This is a genomic window from Armatimonadota bacterium (assembly GCA_035527535.1).
In the GTDB taxonomy this organism is placed as follows: Bacteria; Armatimonadota; Hebobacteria.
The window spans coordinates 1-15,215 of sequence record DATLAK010000062.1; the positions used below are offsets into that span (position 1 = coordinate 1).

Annotated in this window: 12 protein-coding genes; 7 read left to right on the top strand and 5 right to left on the bottom strand. The window is 68.6% G+C overall.

Annotated features, from left to right (window positions below; genetic code table 11):
* The 3 genes from VM221_03775 to surE form a co-directional block, all read right to left on the bottom strand.
* On the bottom strand, positions 1 to 281 hold a 281-nt coding region (locus tag VM221_03775; GenBank protein HUT73939.1), incomplete at its 3' end, for a hypothetical protein.
* 123 nt (positions 282 to 404) lie between these two features.
* Positions 405 to 776, bottom strand: coding sequence for a cupin domain-containing protein (locus tag VM221_03780; protein ID HUT73940.1), 372 nt, complete (start codon positions 774 to 776; stop codon positions 405 to 407).
* A 144-nt stretch (positions 777 to 920) separates the two neighbouring features.
* Positions 921 to 1,694, bottom strand: a complete 774-nt coding sequence (gene surE / locus VM221_03785) for a 5'/3'-nucleotidase SurE (GenBank protein HUT73941.1) — start codon at positions 1,692 to 1,694, stop codon at positions 921 to 923.
* Between the two features lie 488 nt (positions 1,695 to 2,182).
* Between surE and VM221_03790 the strand changes: the two genes are divergently transcribed.
* From VM221_03790 to VM221_03800, 3 genes are read left to right on the top strand one after another with little or no spacing between them, the layout of a single operon-like run.
* Positions 2,183 to 3,931, top strand: coding sequence for a TIGR03960 family B12-binding radical SAM protein (locus tag VM221_03790; protein HUT73942.1), 1,749 nt, complete (start codon positions 2,183 to 2,185; stop codon positions 3,929 to 3,931).
* A 37-nt stretch (positions 3,932 to 3,968) separates the two neighbouring features.
* Positions 3,969 to 4,670, top strand: coding sequence for a TIGR03936 family radical SAM-associated protein (locus VM221_03795; GenBank protein HUT73943.1), 702 nt, complete (start codon positions 3,969 to 3,971; stop codon positions 4,668 to 4,670).
* A gap of 28 nt (positions 4,671 to 4,698) precedes the next feature.
* A complete protein-coding gene (locus tag VM221_03800) occupies positions 4,699 to 6,585 on the top strand; it encodes an Rne/Rng family ribonuclease (GenBank protein ID HUT73944.1) in 1,887 nt (628 codons plus the stop codon).
* A 67-nt stretch (positions 6,586 to 6,652) separates the two neighbouring features.
* On the opposite strand, the gene VM221_03805 is transcribed toward VM221_03800, so the two are convergent.
* Positions 6,653 to 7,138 (bottom strand): hypothetical protein, encoded by a 486-nt coding sequence (locus VM221_03805; GenBank protein HUT73945.1) that lies wholly within the window; start codon positions 7,136 to 7,138, stop codon positions 6,653 to 6,655.
* A 472-nt stretch (positions 7,139 to 7,610) separates the two neighbouring features.
* The gene (locus VM221_03810) at positions 7,611 to 9,482 is read right to left on the bottom strand and encodes a DUF4838 domain-containing protein (protein HUT73946.1); all 1,872 of its coding nucleotides are present in this window, start codon (positions 9,480 to 9,482) and stop codon (positions 7,611 to 7,613) included.
* A gap of 196 nt (positions 9,483 to 9,678) precedes the next feature.
* Here VM221_03810 and VM221_03815 point away from each other — a divergent pair, with 196 nt between their 5' ends.
* From VM221_03815 to VM221_03830, 4 genes are all read left to right on the top strand, one after another.
* Positions 9,679 to 10,539: a mechanosensitive ion channel domain-containing protein gene (locus VM221_03815; protein ID HUT73947.1), complete on the top strand. Its 861-nt coding sequence runs from the start codon at positions 9,679 to 9,681 to the stop codon at positions 10,537 to 10,539.
* Between the two features lie 20 nt (positions 10,540 to 10,559).
* Positions 10,560 to 12,734, top strand: a complete 2,175-nt coding sequence (locus tag VM221_03820) for a phosphodiester glycosidase family protein (GenBank protein HUT73948.1) — start codon at positions 10,560 to 10,562, stop codon at positions 12,732 to 12,734.
* A gap of 72 nt (positions 12,735 to 12,806) precedes the next feature.
* Complete coding sequence (locus tag VM221_03825) at positions 12,807 to 14,519, top strand: sigma-70 family RNA polymerase sigma factor (GenBank protein ID HUT73949.1); 1,713 nt, start codon at positions 12,807 to 12,809, stop codon at positions 14,517 to 14,519.
* Between the two features lie 302 nt (positions 14,520 to 14,821).
* Positions 14,822 to 15,215 (top strand): LemA family protein (locus VM221_03830; GenBank protein HUT73950.1); only part of this gene is annotated, 394 nt, incomplete at its 3' end.

The window sequence follows — 15,215 nt, forward strand, 5'->3', positions numbered from 1 at the left end:
TAGACCCCGTCGGGGGTGATGGTGCCGAATTCTCCCCCGCCGCCGGGCACGTCATTCACGCCCCAACTCACGACCGCAGGGGCCTTACCATCGGTGACCTCGCCGCCGGCAACCTTCACCGCGAATTCGCGCGTCCCTCCCAGCTCGAGGCGCATGAAGCTGGGAGCGATCTGGAGCCGCTGGACCTCAACCGCCGCCGCCGGCTCCGCGGCGCGTCCCGCCGCTCGGGACGGCGCACCCCCACCCTCTTCCCCCTTCGCTGTCGAGACTCGATCACACATGACCACTTTTCCATCCTTTCCCCGACCGCGGACGACTGCAATCATAGACGGAGGCCGCCGCAAGAGGTTCCGCGCCGTCGGTGGCTGCGCTCGACCGCACCGCACATCGCGCGGGGCCGCCAGTCATTCCTCGTCCGCTTCGATCTCCGTATCCTGATGCGCGTAAGCGGGTGACGACAGGCACAGGAACACGAGCTCATCGGCGCCGGTGTTGATCATACGGTGGCGGTATCGCGGCGGGATCAGGAGGGCCTCGCCGGGTCCGATTTCGGCTTCCTCGCCCGCCATCGCCACCACGGCGCGGCCGGCCAAGACGTAGTAGATCTCCTCGGCCTCCGCGTGATAGTGGAGCGCAGTCGAGGCGCCGGCTTCCAGCCGCGCTTCCGCCAGGCTCAGGTTGCGCACCGGGATGCGTTCGGGGTGCACGATTTCCCGCACCAGGCTTCCATCCTTGGTGCGATACGCCTTGACTTGCTCTCGATTGACAATATTCATTCGCCACCCCCTCGTCACAACCTACACCTGTGTCCGTGCTAGCCGCAGGCGCGCTCCCGTAGACCCCGCGGCTTCATCCGGCAGGTCCGTTTCTTCGCTGCCGTCGCGGCCGCAACACTCCGCCCCCGCCAGCCCCGGCCGTCGTCATTCCACGCTTCCCCATTGCTCGCCGATACCCCAGGCGCTCAGCTCCTCCAGGAAGCCGTGGTCGGTCAAATCGAGGTGGATGGGGGTGATCGAGATCATGCCCGCGGCCAGGGCCCCCACGTCGGTCGCGGTGTCACGGTCCTCATCATGCAGATCCCCGCCCAGCCAATAGTAGGGCCGGCCGCGCGGGTCGAGGCGCTGGTCCACCCGGCTTTGGTAGCGCCGCCGCCCCTGGCGGGTGACGGCGATGCCGGCGACACCGCGCGGTTCCAGGTCCGGGATGTTGACATTCAGGAACGTGTCGCGCGGCAGGCCCGACACCGCGATGAGACCCGCCAAATGGCGGGCGAAGAGGGCCGCCGTGTCGAAGTTCGAGCCCTCGAACGAGGCGATGGAAATGGCGAACGCGGGGACGCCGCAGATGGCAGCCTCCATGGCCGCCGAGACGGTGCCGGAGTACGTCAGGTCCTCGCCCAAGTTGGGCCCCTGGTTGATGCCGGCGATGACAAGCTCGGGGCGGGGGTCGAGGCTGCTCAGTCCCAGCACGACGCAGTCGGAGGGCGTGCCGTTCGTGCTGTAGGCGACGCTGCAGCCGGGCAGCTTGACCTCGTGCATGCGCAGGGGCTTGTGCAGCGTGATGGCATGACCGGTCGCGCTGCGCGGGCGGTCGGGAGCGATGGCGACCACCTCCGCGGCCTCACCCAGCCCGAGCGACAGCGCCATCAGCCCCTCCGAATGAACGCCGTCGTCGTTGGTGATCAAAATGCGCAATGATGACTCCTCCGGTTGCCGCACCGGCGACTGACGCGCGTGCGCGGCGGGACCAAGGGGCGCGCCGGTTGCACGAACCAGCGTGGGCACTACAGATGCTTATCTTCGACGCGCGGGCGCCTGTCCCTGCGCTGCCGCCCACGTGCTCCCGGGGCGCTCCCGCGGCCTGCCGGCCACGTTTTTCGGCGCGGTCCTCAATGTCGGGCCGGCATGTGGAATAATTGTGTCAGGAGGGATGCGTACTAGGCGATGGGTCGTTGAGAGTACCGGCGTGTGATCCCTCCCTTAGCCTCCACCGGAAGGGCAGAGAGCAACGAGTGCCTCTGCCCTTCCCCCGTTCTCGGCCCTCGGGTCCTTCACCTCCCACGGCAGCCCCGCACGCGGCTCCTCGAGTCAGCCGGCTAGCTAACTTGCGCCCCGGCTCACGCAGGCAGGTGCCGTTTGTGCTATAATCACCGCCGGGATCACCCTTCCGCGCTGAATCGCCAATGCCTACACCCTGGGACGACATCCTGCCGTATGTCACCAAGCCCGCTCGTTATACCAATCGCGAGTGGCACGCCGCGCACAAGCCCCTGGATCGCGTGAGCGCGCGGGTGGCGCTGGTGTTCCCCGATGCCTATGATGCGGGGATGAGCCACCTGGGGCTGCGCATCCTCTACCACGTTGTGAACGAACGCGAGGATTACGCCGCCGAGCGCGCTTTCAGCCCGTGGGGGGACATGGAGGCCGAGATGCGCGCCGCCGGGCTGCCGCTGTGCTCCTTGGAATCGGGCACTCCGCTCGCCGATTTCGACCTGGTGGGCATAACTCTGCCCTACGAGCTGAATTACACTAATGTCCTCAACGTGCTGGACCTCGCCGGGCTGCCGCTGAAATCCGCGGAGCGTGACCGGCGCCATCCCCTGGTGGTCGCCGGCGGCGTGTGCGCCGCGAACCCGGAGCCGCTGGCCGACTACGTGGACGCGATCCTCTGGGGTGAGGGCGAGGAGGCGATTCTGGAGCTGGCGGAGGCGGCGCGGGAGGCGCGTTCGTCCGACCGTGACGCCTTGCTCCGCCACGTGGCGAGCATCGAGGGCGTCTACGTCCCGCGGCTGTACCAGCCGCGCAGGGACCACGGCCGGTTCGCGGGGGTGGAGGGGGCGGTGGTGGCGCGCCGCGTCGTGGCCGATCTCGACGCCGCGCCTTATCCAACGCGCCAGGTGGTGCCGTTCGTCGAGACGGTGCACGATCGGCTGACGCTTGAGATCATGCGCGGGTGCGGGCGCGGGTGTCGTTTTTGCCAAGCGGGGGCGTGCTACCGGCCGGTGCGTGAGCGCTCCGCCGCGACCGTGCTGCGGCTGGCGGAGGAGGGCCTGCGCGCGACCGGCTATGACGAGGTTTCGCTGCTCGGGTTCAACAGCCCCGACCATTCGCAGATCGAGGAGATAGTTGATACGCTGGTCGAACGCTACGCCGAGGAGCGGGTGAGCATTAGCCTGCCGTCGCTGCGCATAGACACCTTCTCCGTGCAGTTGGCGGGGAAGCTGCGCAGAGTGCGGCGGGCGGGACTGACCTTCGCGCCGGAGGCGGGAACGCAGCGGCTGCGCGATGCGCTGAACAAGCAGGTAACCGAGGACGACCTCTTCCAGGCGGCGCGCGCGGCGTTCGAGGCGGGATGGCATGGCATCAAGCTCTACTTCATCATCGGCCTGCCCGGCGAGACCGCGGGCGACGTCGAGGCCATCGCCGACCTCGTGCTGCGGCTGCGGGAAATGGGCCGCGAGATCCTGGGGCGGGAGCGGCGCGGGCGCTTGCGGATAGCGGTCAGCGTGAATGCGTTCGTGCCCAAGCCGCACACCCCGATGCAGTGGTGCGCGCAGGACGCGCCGGAGTCGCTGCAGCAGAAACTGAGTTTGCTGCGCGGCAAGTTGCAGGTGAAGGGCGTGCAGCTCAGCTACCCCAACCTCCCCGCCTCGCGACTGGAGGCGGCGCTGGCGCGCGGCGACCGGCGCCTGGGCGAAGTCATCGAGCGGGCGTGGCAAGCCGGCTGCCGCTTCGACGCCTGGGACGAGCACTTCAAGCCGCAGGCGTGGGCCGACGCCTTTGCGGGGGCGGGTCAAGACGTCGCTGAGTGGGCCAACCGCGATCTCGATCCTGCCGCCCCCGTGCCGTGGGATCATCTCGACGCCGGCGTCAGCAAGGAAACCCTGCACCGCCAGGCCGAGGTCGTGGCTGGCGCCCTGGGGGCTGGTTGAGCGCCTCCGCAGCACGACAGGAGAAACGCCGGAACCGATGCAGCAGGTCGTATGCCGTTTCGCCAAGGGCGACGCGGTCAAGTACATATCGCACCTCGACCTCATGCGGGCGCTGGAGCGCGCGATGCGGCGCGCGCGCCTGCCCTTGGCCTACAGCGAGGGATTCAACCCGCGCCCGCGGGTGTCCTACGCCTCGGCGCTGTCGGTGGGACATACCAGCGACGCGGAGCTGATGGCATTGAGGCTGACATCGCCCATGGACCCCTCCGAGCTGCGGACGCGGCTCAACGCGTGCCTGCCCGAGGGCTTGGCGGTGCTCCAGGCATGGGCGACCCCGCCCCACCAGCCCAAGACCAGCCTGGGAGAGATGGACGCCGCGGACTACGTGGTGCGCATCGAAGGGCCGCTGGCGGGCAAGGAGCCGTGTCGGCGGGCGAGTGAGTTCATGGAGCGCGAGGAGGTGCGTATCACCCGGGTGCGCGACAAGGGGTCGAAGGATCTCGATCTGCGCCCGCTGGTGAGCGCGATCGAGGTGGTGCGGGAGAACGCGAGCGAGGCGGAGCTGCACCTGCGCCTGCGCACCGGCAGCTCCGGCGGCGCGCGGCCGGAGGAGGTGCTGGCGGCGCTCGGCATCGGGGGGCGCGAGTTCCGCACCGCCATCCATCGCAGTGCGCTGTATGCGAGCGGTTCCCGCGGTCGTGCGGTGCGCCAGCGTCTGCGGCGCCTGCGGGGGGAATGAGTGGGGTTGAGCAGCCCAGGAGTCAATAATGACAGACGAGACTAAGGCCGCGCCGGATAAGCCCAAGCGGGCCTCCCGGCGCAGGACCCCAAAGAAGAAGGCGGCGGAGACCACGCCCACGCCCGCGCCCGCCCCGTCACGGGTGAGCAAGGAGATACTGGTCAACGCCGGCGACCTCGAGACGCGGGTAGCGATACTCGAGGACGGCCAGCTGGCGGAGCTCTACCTCGAGCGCGAGCCGCGCATCGTCGGCAACATCTACCAGGGCAAGATCGTCAACGTCGTGCGCGGGATGGATGCCGCGTTCGCCGACATCGGCACCGAGCGCCACGCCTTCCTGAGCGTTGACGACGTGATCTTGCGGCAGGCGGAGGAAGAGATCGGGCCCGCGAGCGCGCGCGCGCGGGCGACCATCGTCGAGATGCTGAAGCCGGGGCAGGAGCTGCTGCTGCAGGTGGTGCGGGCCTCAATGGGCTCGAAGGGGCCGCGCGTGACCACGCGCCTGGCCCTGCCGGGCCGCTACCTGGTGCTGCTGATGGGCGATGGCAACTATGTCGGCGTCTCGCGCAAGATCGAAAAGGAAGCCGAGCGCGTGCGCCTGCGCGGCATCGCCGAGCGCATCCGCCCCCAGAACAACGGGCTCATCGTGCGCACCGAGGCCGAGGGCCGGGACCTGCGGGTGCTGCGCAAGGACGCGGAGTACCTCACGCAGGTCGCGCAGCGCATCCACGCCCGGGCCAAGGACGCCAAGGCCCCGGCGCTGCTGCACGAGGACCTGCCGCTCATCAGCCGCATCATCCGCGACACCGTCAGCCGTCAGGTCAAGCGCATCGTCGTGGATTCACCGGAGGTGCACGCGGACGTGCTCGAACTGGTCGAGTTCACCGCGCCGCAACTCAAGCAGCGCGTGACTCTGCACGCCGACAAGCTGCCCCTGTTCACCGCGCACGGCCTCGAGGACGAAATCGAGCGCCTGCTGCGCCGCCGCGTGTGGCTCAGCGGGGGCGGCTACATCAGCATTGACGAGACCGAGGCGCTGACCACGATTGACGTCAACAGCGGACGCCTGACCGCCACCGGCGGCCTCGACGAGACGATTCTGCGCACCAACTTGCAGGCGGCCGACGAGGTGGGGCGCCAGTTGCGGCTGCGCGACCTCGGCGGCATCATCGTCATTGACTTCATTGACATGGACAAGGCCAAACACCGCATGCGCGTGACCCAGGCTTTCGAGGGCAGCCTTGGCCGCGACCGCGCCAAGACCAAGGTCCTGCATCTGAGCCCGCTGGGGCTGGTGGAGATGACGCGCAAGCGCACCACCGGCAGCCTCGCGCGCATCATGACCCAGGACTGCCCGCACTGCGGTGGCACCGGGCGCCTGCGCTCCCCCTTGACCGTGGCCCTCGGTATTGAGCGCGAGCTCGCCCGCCGCGCGGTTCAGGAACCCGCCGACGCCTTCATCGTCCGCGCCCACCGCGACGTCGCTGTCATCCTCGTCGGCTACGGCGGCGAGCGCGCGCAGCAAACGGAGAAGACGCTTGCGCGTCCGGTCTATGTGCGCCTCGCCCCGGCAGACCATGTCGAGCATTATGACCTCGCGTCGGCCGATGCGCGCCACGTCGCCGCGCAGATCTCGACCCTCAAGCCGGAGGAGGTGGTTACCGCTCGCATCATCTCCCAGGATGTCGCACTCGGCGATCTCGCCCTCGCCGAGGCCAATGGCTACCTCATCGGTATCGAGACCGACAAGCAGATAGAGGCGGCCGAGGTCGAGGTGCGCGTCAAGGAGGTGAAGAACTCTTTCGCCATCGCCGAGCCGGCGGCCAAGCCCCCCGCCAAGAAACGATCCGCACGCCGTCGCGGCTCGCGCGGCGGTCGGCGCCACAAGGGGAAGGCCAAGACGACGGCGGAGTAGGGTACGCCTCGCTGCGGCTGATCTCTTCAGCGACTACATAGGGGTGCGCGTGACAGGGGAGGCGCCGCTACCGCGCGCGGTAGCAGATGTGCTTCTCGAAGTCATTCTGACTCCGGCCGTCCCACCCGCGCCCATCGAGCGACCACACCAGGCTCCACGGAGCAGCATCGCTGAGGGCCGCGCGTTCAGCCTTGGAGCCGTAGCCGAGCACCATGACGGCGCTCGCGCCGGGGTGGTCGCGGCTCACGCGTTCAGCCAGGCTCACCAACGAGGTCTCGATCTGCGCCTGCGCCGCCCGCTCGGGGACAACGGCGTAAGCGATGGCGCGGGCGCGCCCGTTGGCGCTCGCATCGCAGGTCTCGATCACCGAACCGAGCGGGATGACGCTGCTTACGACGGACACCCCGGAATCGCGCCCGGCGATTTCGGCCACGGACGGGACGCCGGCGCTGCCGGCGCCGTTCTCCGCGAGGTGGAAAGCCACCGCGAGCACGACGGCGATGGCCAGCAGAGCCCCGCCGATGCTGGAAAGCCTGGTCCTGGCGTGACGCACGATGTTATCTCCATTCTCCGCTGCGAGAAAACGGCTGCCTCCTGCATCTCCCGGTCACGGCTCGAAGTGCTGACCGACGCTATTCGTCCGCGGCCGCGGGGCCGAAATGGTGCTGGGGCTAAGACCGGGGATAAGGAGCTGACGCGCGTGCGGGGAGCGAACAACCCGTACTTGTACTGGTTCAGCTAAGCTTGTCGGTGTGGGATACTTAATTCGACACCTCTGCCCGGGAATCCTTCTTTGCCGGCGGGGTCGCGTGCCGATCCCGTTGGCGCGCACTCGGGCGGCGGGATCTCGTGCCAGCGGCAGGGATCTCTGCTCCAGGCAGCGCAACGCCGATTCCCCCCGCAGCAGGTGGAGTTCCGGCGCCACCTGCGACCCCCCGACCAGACGGGCCCCACAGGATGCGCCGCGACGCCGGATTGCAGACGAGCGTCGCGGCGCACGCAGCCGCCGTGTTCACGCACGTACATCAGGTGATCTCGACGTCCTCGCCTTCCTTGGTGCGGGTGATGGTCGCCAGCTGGCGCCGGAAGTCGTCCATCGTGCTCTCGCTCCTGCTGGACTCCCGGATGTGGGTGACGCCGGCGCGCTCGGCGACGGAGAAGAACTCCTCGGCAGCCTGGCGGTACCAGTCGCCCAGCGGCAGGCGCCGGTCTTCCGCACTTACCAGCGCGTGAACTCGCGCCGCCAGCCAGAGCTTGACGTAGTCCAGCGACAGCCGCGCCGCCTGTACGCGCAGCCGGCGCTCCGGGTCGTCGGCGACCAGCCGCTCCGCTTCGTCGAAGAGCCGGGCCGCGCGCGCCAGGAGCTCCGGGGTCAGGTAAGAGGCCTCGACGGCCTGCACGAAAGAGCTCAGATGAAGACGAACCAAGTCGTCGGCCTCGATCTCCCGCTCGAGCGAGTCCAGGTACGCGCGGATCGGCTGAGCGGCGGCGCCGAAGTAGGCGGCGAGGAACTCGTCCACCGCCCGCTCCTCGTTGCAGTCCGGATTCCACATCAGCTTGGCCAGCACGTAGGCTTTCAGTGGGGACAAATCGCTGTGCGGGGAATCACCGCTGCCTTGCGCGAAGATGCCGCGCACGCCGTGGTTGACGAAGAACCTGATGTTCGGTCCCAGCCTGCCCAGGTTGGCAAAGGGCAGCAGGTAATGGCGGAAATTGACCACGTAGTCCCAGACGTAGATGCGTTGGGTGAGCTCGAACCAGTGGCGGAGATCTTCGCGCAGCGGGGCATTCTGTTCACACTTCTCGTTGGCGAAGGCATGGCTGCGGCAGCACTGGTTGGTGCACATGCGGACGATCACGTTGGGCCGGGGCTTAAGCGTTTTCGGCGGCCTCTGGCTGTACCAGTAGGCGAGCGTACTGACCGCCACCCCCGGATGCTCGTCCGCGATCGCCTCAGCGATGCGATTGACGAAATAGATGATGGGCGCCGAATGCGCTCCTCCCTCGCGCGCCTCCAGGGCCGCGCAGTCGTTACACTCGCACCAGCCGCCGGCACCGTCGTTTTGCATTACGGAGATGACGGTCGCCTGGGGGTGCTCGCGAAGCCACGCCTTGGCGATCTTGATCGCCTCCTGGATCAGACCCTCGTTGGTCAGGCACAGTTGGGCGCGTTGGAACCTGCCGATATGGGTGCGTTCACCGTCTACCTGCGAGAACCACTCCGGATGCGACGCGAAGTACTTGTCGGGCGGAATGAGCAAGTAGAACAGGGCGTACGGCCAAGGAGGTTCAGCCTTCGCGCCATGCTCCTTGGTCACCGCGCGCCCGGTGTTGACCCGGTTGCGCGCGGCCCAGTCGGCATCGAAAGCATGCTGGAAGTAGACGTCGCGTCCTTCCAGCACCGGAATCTGCCGGTCGCTGATGTCGCCGACCTCCAGGCGCTCCAGCTTGGGAATGCGGCTGACCTCGGGCGTGAACCAGCGGCAGCCGAGGTGATCCTCGAGGAAGGTGTAAACCCCGTACATGGTGCCGCGCAGCCGCCCGCCGGCGATGACCAAGTGCGGCGGGGCGGTGCGAATGACGAAGCCCTCGTCGCCCAGGCCCTCCAAATCCACTTTCTCGCCGATCTCCCGCAGGTGGGCGTTGTCGCCGAGGATGATCTCATGCTCGCCCAGCGTCTCCTCGTCGGTGACGATGGGCAGACGCGCGCCGCAGATCCGCTCCAAGAACATTTGCAGTTCCTGGGCGGCGTGCTTCTCTGACGGCGACGCTGACGCTGAGAGCACGATGCGATAGTCGCTGCGGCCATCATCGGCCAGCAGCAGGCTGGGCGCCGCCGCCGTCGAATGACTCCCAGCACCGGGCGCGACGGCATCGCCGTAAGATGAATCGGTCATGGCGCAACCTCCGTTCGATGGGAGATTCGGCGCCGGCGGGGCGGGGCCTCTTGCGGCGCGGGTACCGGCGCGAGCGCGCGCAGTTCGAGGTTGACCGCACGCGTCAGCGGCTACTGGTGACCTACCGTCCGGGCGGCTTTCTCCAGCGCGTGCGTTGACCTTTTTTTTTCGCCGGGATTCAGGGAGGGCATGAGCGATGTTATCGTGGGAACGCTTGCTTGCCGAGTACCCACCGGAGATGCTCTTCGCCCACGGGCTGAAGATCGCGGGCATCGTCGTGGGCGCGCTGGTGGTCAACTTCCTCGCGGGGCGCGCCCTGCGCCGCCTGGAGCAGCGGGCCGAGCTGGCCGAGTCGGCCAAGGTGCTGGAGGCGCGGCGCGCGGTGACCGTGGTGGGGTTGGCGTCCAGCGTCGTGCGCTGGGTGATCTTCCTGGTGGCGACGATCATGGTGCTGGGGGAGTTGGGCATCAGCGCCGTGCCGGTCCTCGCGGGGGCGGGCATCGTCGGTCTGGCGGTCGGCTTCGGCGCGCAAACCCTGGTGCGCGACATCGTATCCGGGTTCTTCATCATCCTCGAGGGGCAACTCGCGGTCGGCGACAAGGCGGAGATCAACGCCGTGTACGGGGTGGTGGACGAGATCGGCCTGCGCACCACGCGTTTGATCGCGCCCGGCGGCCAGATTCGCTACTTCAGCAACGGCGCCATCGCCAGCATCGTGCGCTATCCCGACGGCGCAGCGCCTTACCTCCTGACCGTGCCGGCCGCCGCGGACAAGGTGGAGGATACGCGCCAGGCGGTGCTCGACATCCTGGCCGACCTCGACCGCGAACAGGAGGTGCTGGCCGCCGCGCCGCAGGCGCGCGCGGTGATCGAGCTGCCCACCTACGGGCGAGTCATTCGTTTCACGGTCGCCGTGCTGCCCAGCGCCAAGGCCATGTTTGAAGCCAAGGCGCCCGCCCGCGTCGCCGCGCTGCTCGCCGAGCGCGGCTTGACGCTCCCCCCGGGCCGCGAAGTGGCGCTGCAAAGCGAAAGCCCGTCAGCGCACAACGGCGACTAGCCTCGACGCACACCACGACCATGAAGATGCATCGCCCCACTTCCCCGGTGCTAACCCCCCGGCTGCTGCCGGCGCTCATCGTCGCGCTGGCGATGGCGTCGCTCGCTTCCGCGACCGCGACGGCCGAGATCCTCGCCCGGCGCATGATCGCGCCCGGGGTGCGCTATACCCTGGAGCAACGTCCGCAGGGGCCGTTCAACATCAACCTCGTCGAGCTTGACCCCAAGGAGCGCTACATTCTCCTCGCCTGCACCGTCGGCGGCGGATCGCCGGTTCGCAGCCCGGTGAGCGCCATCGCGCGTACGCAGTCGAGCGCCACCCGCTACGCCGTCGCCGCCGTCAACGGCGACTACTTCATCATGGGCGGAAACGGCGACGGCACCCTGCTCGGGGTCAACGTCAGCGCGGGGCAGCTCATATCCGCGCGCACCGGACGCTCGGCGCTGGTGGTGATGGAGGACGGCCGCGCGCAGGTGGCGACGCTGCGCTTTGATGCGGGGCTGGAGACCCCCGGTGGCGCCCACGTAGTGATCAAGGCGGTCAATCAGCCGCGGCGGCAGGACGATATCGTCCTCTACACATCATCATTCGGGGCCAGCACCAGGACCGCGGCGAGCGGGCGCGAGGTGGTGCTGGCGGGGATGCCGGAGCCCCTGGCACTGGGGGAAGTGTACCAGGCGGAGGTCATGGCCTCGACTCACGCCGTCGGCAATCTGGCATTGTGGCCCGGGCAGGTGGCGGTGTCCGCCTCGGGCCGGTCGGCCGCGGCGCTGGAGCGGCTGGCGGTGGGCGACACGGTGAAGCTGTCTTTCGACCTGGCGCCGCACCCCCAGGGCAAGATCGTCGAGGCGGTCGGCGGGGGGCCGCGGCTGGTGCGCGACGGCCGGGTGTCGGTGGAATGGAGACAAGAGGACTTCAAGTCGAATCTCGCGCACCAGCGTCACCCGCGCACCGCCGCCGGGGTCAAGCCCGACGGCCACGTTGTGTTGGTGACCGTGGACGGGCGGCAGTCTTCCAGCGTCGGCATGACCCTGGAGGAGCTGGCGCAGCTCATGGTCGAGCTTGGCTGCCGCGACGCCCTCAACCTCGACGGCGGCGGCTCCACCACCATGTGGGTGCGCGGCAGCGTCGTCAACCGGCCTTCCGGCGGCAGCCAGCGCCCGGTCGCCAACGCGCTGCTCGTCATGAGCACCGCCCCCCACGGCCCGCCGACCCGGGTGCGCGTGACGCCCGAAGCCATCACCGCGCTGCCCGGCTATCGCGCGACCGTCACCGTCGCGGCCGAAGACGACTACTACAACCCCGTTGATCTGGGCACGGTCGCCGTCAACTGGGCGGCGGAGGGAGCGATCGGCGCGGTATCGCCGCGCGGGGAGTTCGCCGCGGGCGAGGCGACGGAAACGACCACGGGGGCGGTCGCGGTGACCGTGGGGCCGACGACCGCGCGCGTGCCGGTGACGGTGTATGCGCGTCCGCCGGAGCTGCGGCTCTCGCCGCAGACGGTGACCGCGACGCCGGGGCAGTGGGTGCAATTCGCAGCGACTCCGGTGGACGAGCAGGGACGGCCTATCTCGTACGACCCAGCCCAGGTGGCATGGCGGGCGGAGCCGGCGGCGGGGGTGATTGACAACCGCGGTCTGCTCGCGGTCGGGTCGGGGCCGATGGGGACGGTGACCGCCAGCCTGCGGGGAGTGGAGGCGGCGGCGCGCGTGGTGTTCGTGACGACGACGGTGGTAGTGGAGGACTTCGAGACCGAGGCTCCGCGCATCGCCTTCTCGTGGCCGCGGGAGGTGCCGGTGTCGTGGCGGCGCGTGACCGACCTCGTGTCCGAAGGCCGCTGCGCGGCGCGCCTGGACTACGATTTCACGACGACGACGCAGGCGCGCGCGGCTTACCTGGGGGTCAACCGCATCGTCGGCAGCGCGACCGCGCTGCGCGCGTGGGTCTATGGCGACGGCCGCGGCCACTGGCTGCGGGCGCGGATCAGCGACGCGCTGGGGGGCACCTACAACCTCGACTTCGCCCCGCGCGTGGATTGGACCGGGTGGCGCGAGGTCTCGGCCTTGGTTCCCGCCGAGGCCCGGCCCCCGCTGCGTTGGGACGCCATCTACGTCAGCGAGTTCCGCCCCGAGCGCCAGGACGCAGGCGCGCTGGTCTTCGACCTGCTGCGGGCGGAGGTGGCGCCGGCTCAATAGCAGTCCGCCCCTCCCCCTTCCCGAACCTTTCTCCGACTTCCGCGCTCTGGACTATCAGGAGGAGCGCAATCGGTGACCGGCGGAGGCACAGACGCCGAATTGGTGGCGCGTGTAAGGGAGGGCGACCTGGGCGCCTTCGACCGCCTGGTCGCTCGCCACCGCGCGCGGGTCTTCGCTATCGCCCGGCAGATCGCGACCGACGCCGACGCCGCGCAGGACATCGCCCAGGAGGCCTTTCTGCAGGCTTTCCGCGCGCTCGACAGCATCCGCGACCATGAACGCGTCGGCCCCTGGCTCAACACCATCGTCCGGCGCCAGGCGCAGCGCCGCCTGCGCGAGGCGCAGCGCTGGCCGGCATCAGTGGACCTGGAAACCGTGCGCGGCGCGCCAGCGTGGCGGAGCTGGCCCGAGCCCGAGCCGCCAGGCGAGATGGTCGAGCGAGTCCGATCGCTGCTGGCCGTGCTCTCTCAGCGCGAGCGCCAGGTGATGATCCTGCACTACCTCGAAGGGCGCTCGTGCCAGGAGATCGCCGTTCACCTGCGCACGTCCGTCGGCACCATCAAGCGCATCCTCCATGACTCTCGCCGCAAGGCGCGAAAGGAAGGAACAGCAATGGCTAACCAGCATGGCGAACCAGGCCCCCGCAGGCTGACAGTGTGGATTGACGGGAGTCCTTCGCCGGGGCGCTGGAACGTGTTCGATCACCTGCGCCCACTCATGGCTCAGGCCGTCTGTCTCGCCGTCAACAAGCTGGCGAAGACCACACGGCAGGTGGCAGAGCAGATCGGCGCGCACGCCGACTACGTCCAGGAGACGGTCACCGACCTCGCCGAAATGGAGGTTCTGGTTACTCCGCGCAACGGCGCCTACGCGACCAACTTCATCGCGTTCGACGCCGCGGACTGGCGGCGCCTGATGGGCCTGGTGCGGGAACCCGCGGCCAAAGCGGCGAGCGCCTTGTCCGCGGCTGAGTCGAGGCTCAAGGCCGCCTTCGAGAAGACCCCTCTGGCCGCCTCCGGCTGGGCGTGGGAGGACGTGGTCTGGGCGGTTTACGGGGTATTCGTTGCCAACACCGGTGCCTCGCGCAATCAGCCGGAGGCATTGCGTCCACAGGTCCCGCGCCGTGTGGGCGGCGGACGCTACTGGCTGGGCGGTCACGAACAAGCGCCCGGTCTGCCCATCGTCTGGACAACCGGGTTCAACTCCGGCGAGTTGGGATCGTCAACGGTGAGGGAAGGGTACTTCTGGACCTGGGGGATGAACCGTGAACGTGTGAACAGGGCGTCGCCGGCTGAGGACAGAGCCGCCGCGTTCGAGCTTTTCGCGGATGCCCCACTTGCTGAAGAAGAAGCCTTGTCGCGCCTGGGCGGGGACCCGGAGCGTTGGCGGGGGGCCTTCGCGGACCTTGTCAGTGCACGCCTTCTGACAACTGCGCACCACCAGTACCGCCTGGCCGTCCCGTTCTTCACGCAAGCGGAGAGCGACATTCTCACCCCGGAGGTGGACGCGGTCACCCGTCCGGTCATCGAAAGCGTCGCCGTGCCCGCGCTCGATGAGGTTGACGCTTCACTCGACGAAATGGGTTATGAGCACCGCCGCGACCAGTACGGCCAATGGCACCGCTGGCTGACCGGCAACATCATGGGCGAGGCGCTGCGTTTCATGATGGAGCAAGGGGTGCTGCCGCGGCCGCCTGATCCCGCTCCCGCCAATTTCGCCTACATGGCGTGGAAGGGCGACCTGCCGCTGATGTCGTGGGGGGTGGACTACGGCAAAGCACCCTGACGGCGGTCGCCCTCCTCGCGCCTCGATCGCACAGGGAGCGCTTCCTCCCGCGCTAGGGTCGGCGGTTGACTTGATCGGGTGTCCTCGTGTTGGGCTTGGCGCGTGCTTCGTAGCGCAGGGGCACAGCATGCGGTCCCCCATGGCCCAGCCGAGGGCCCCGATAGATCGGGATTCGGAAACGGCTGGGCCATATCCGGCTGCGCCACGCGGAAGATGGTCACACCTCCTGCGGGTTCACAAGCGGCAGGTGCGCCGCCCTTGAGTGTTGAATAGCCTCCGGGGAAGAGCACAGGAGGTGTGACATGACTGCGGTGTGGATCATCGTGGGTGTGATCGGGCTGGTCGTCCTGTGGTTCATCTTCACCTACAACCGGCTGGTGGTGCTGCGGACGCGGATTGACAACGCGTGGCACCAGATTGACGTGCAGATGCGCCGGCGCTTCGACCTCATCCCCAACCTGGTGGAGACGGTCAAGGGCTACGCCGGGCACGAGCGCGAGACCCTGGAGAACGTCACCAAGGCGCGGGCGGCCATGGGCGAGGCCAAGACGGTGCAGGAGCAGGCGCAGGCGCAGAACATGATCACCGCCGCGCTCAAGACCCTGTTCGCGGTGGCCGAGCAGTACCCCAACCTCAAGGCCAACGAGAACTTCATGATGCTCCAGGAGGAGCTCGCCGGCACCGAGAACAAGATCG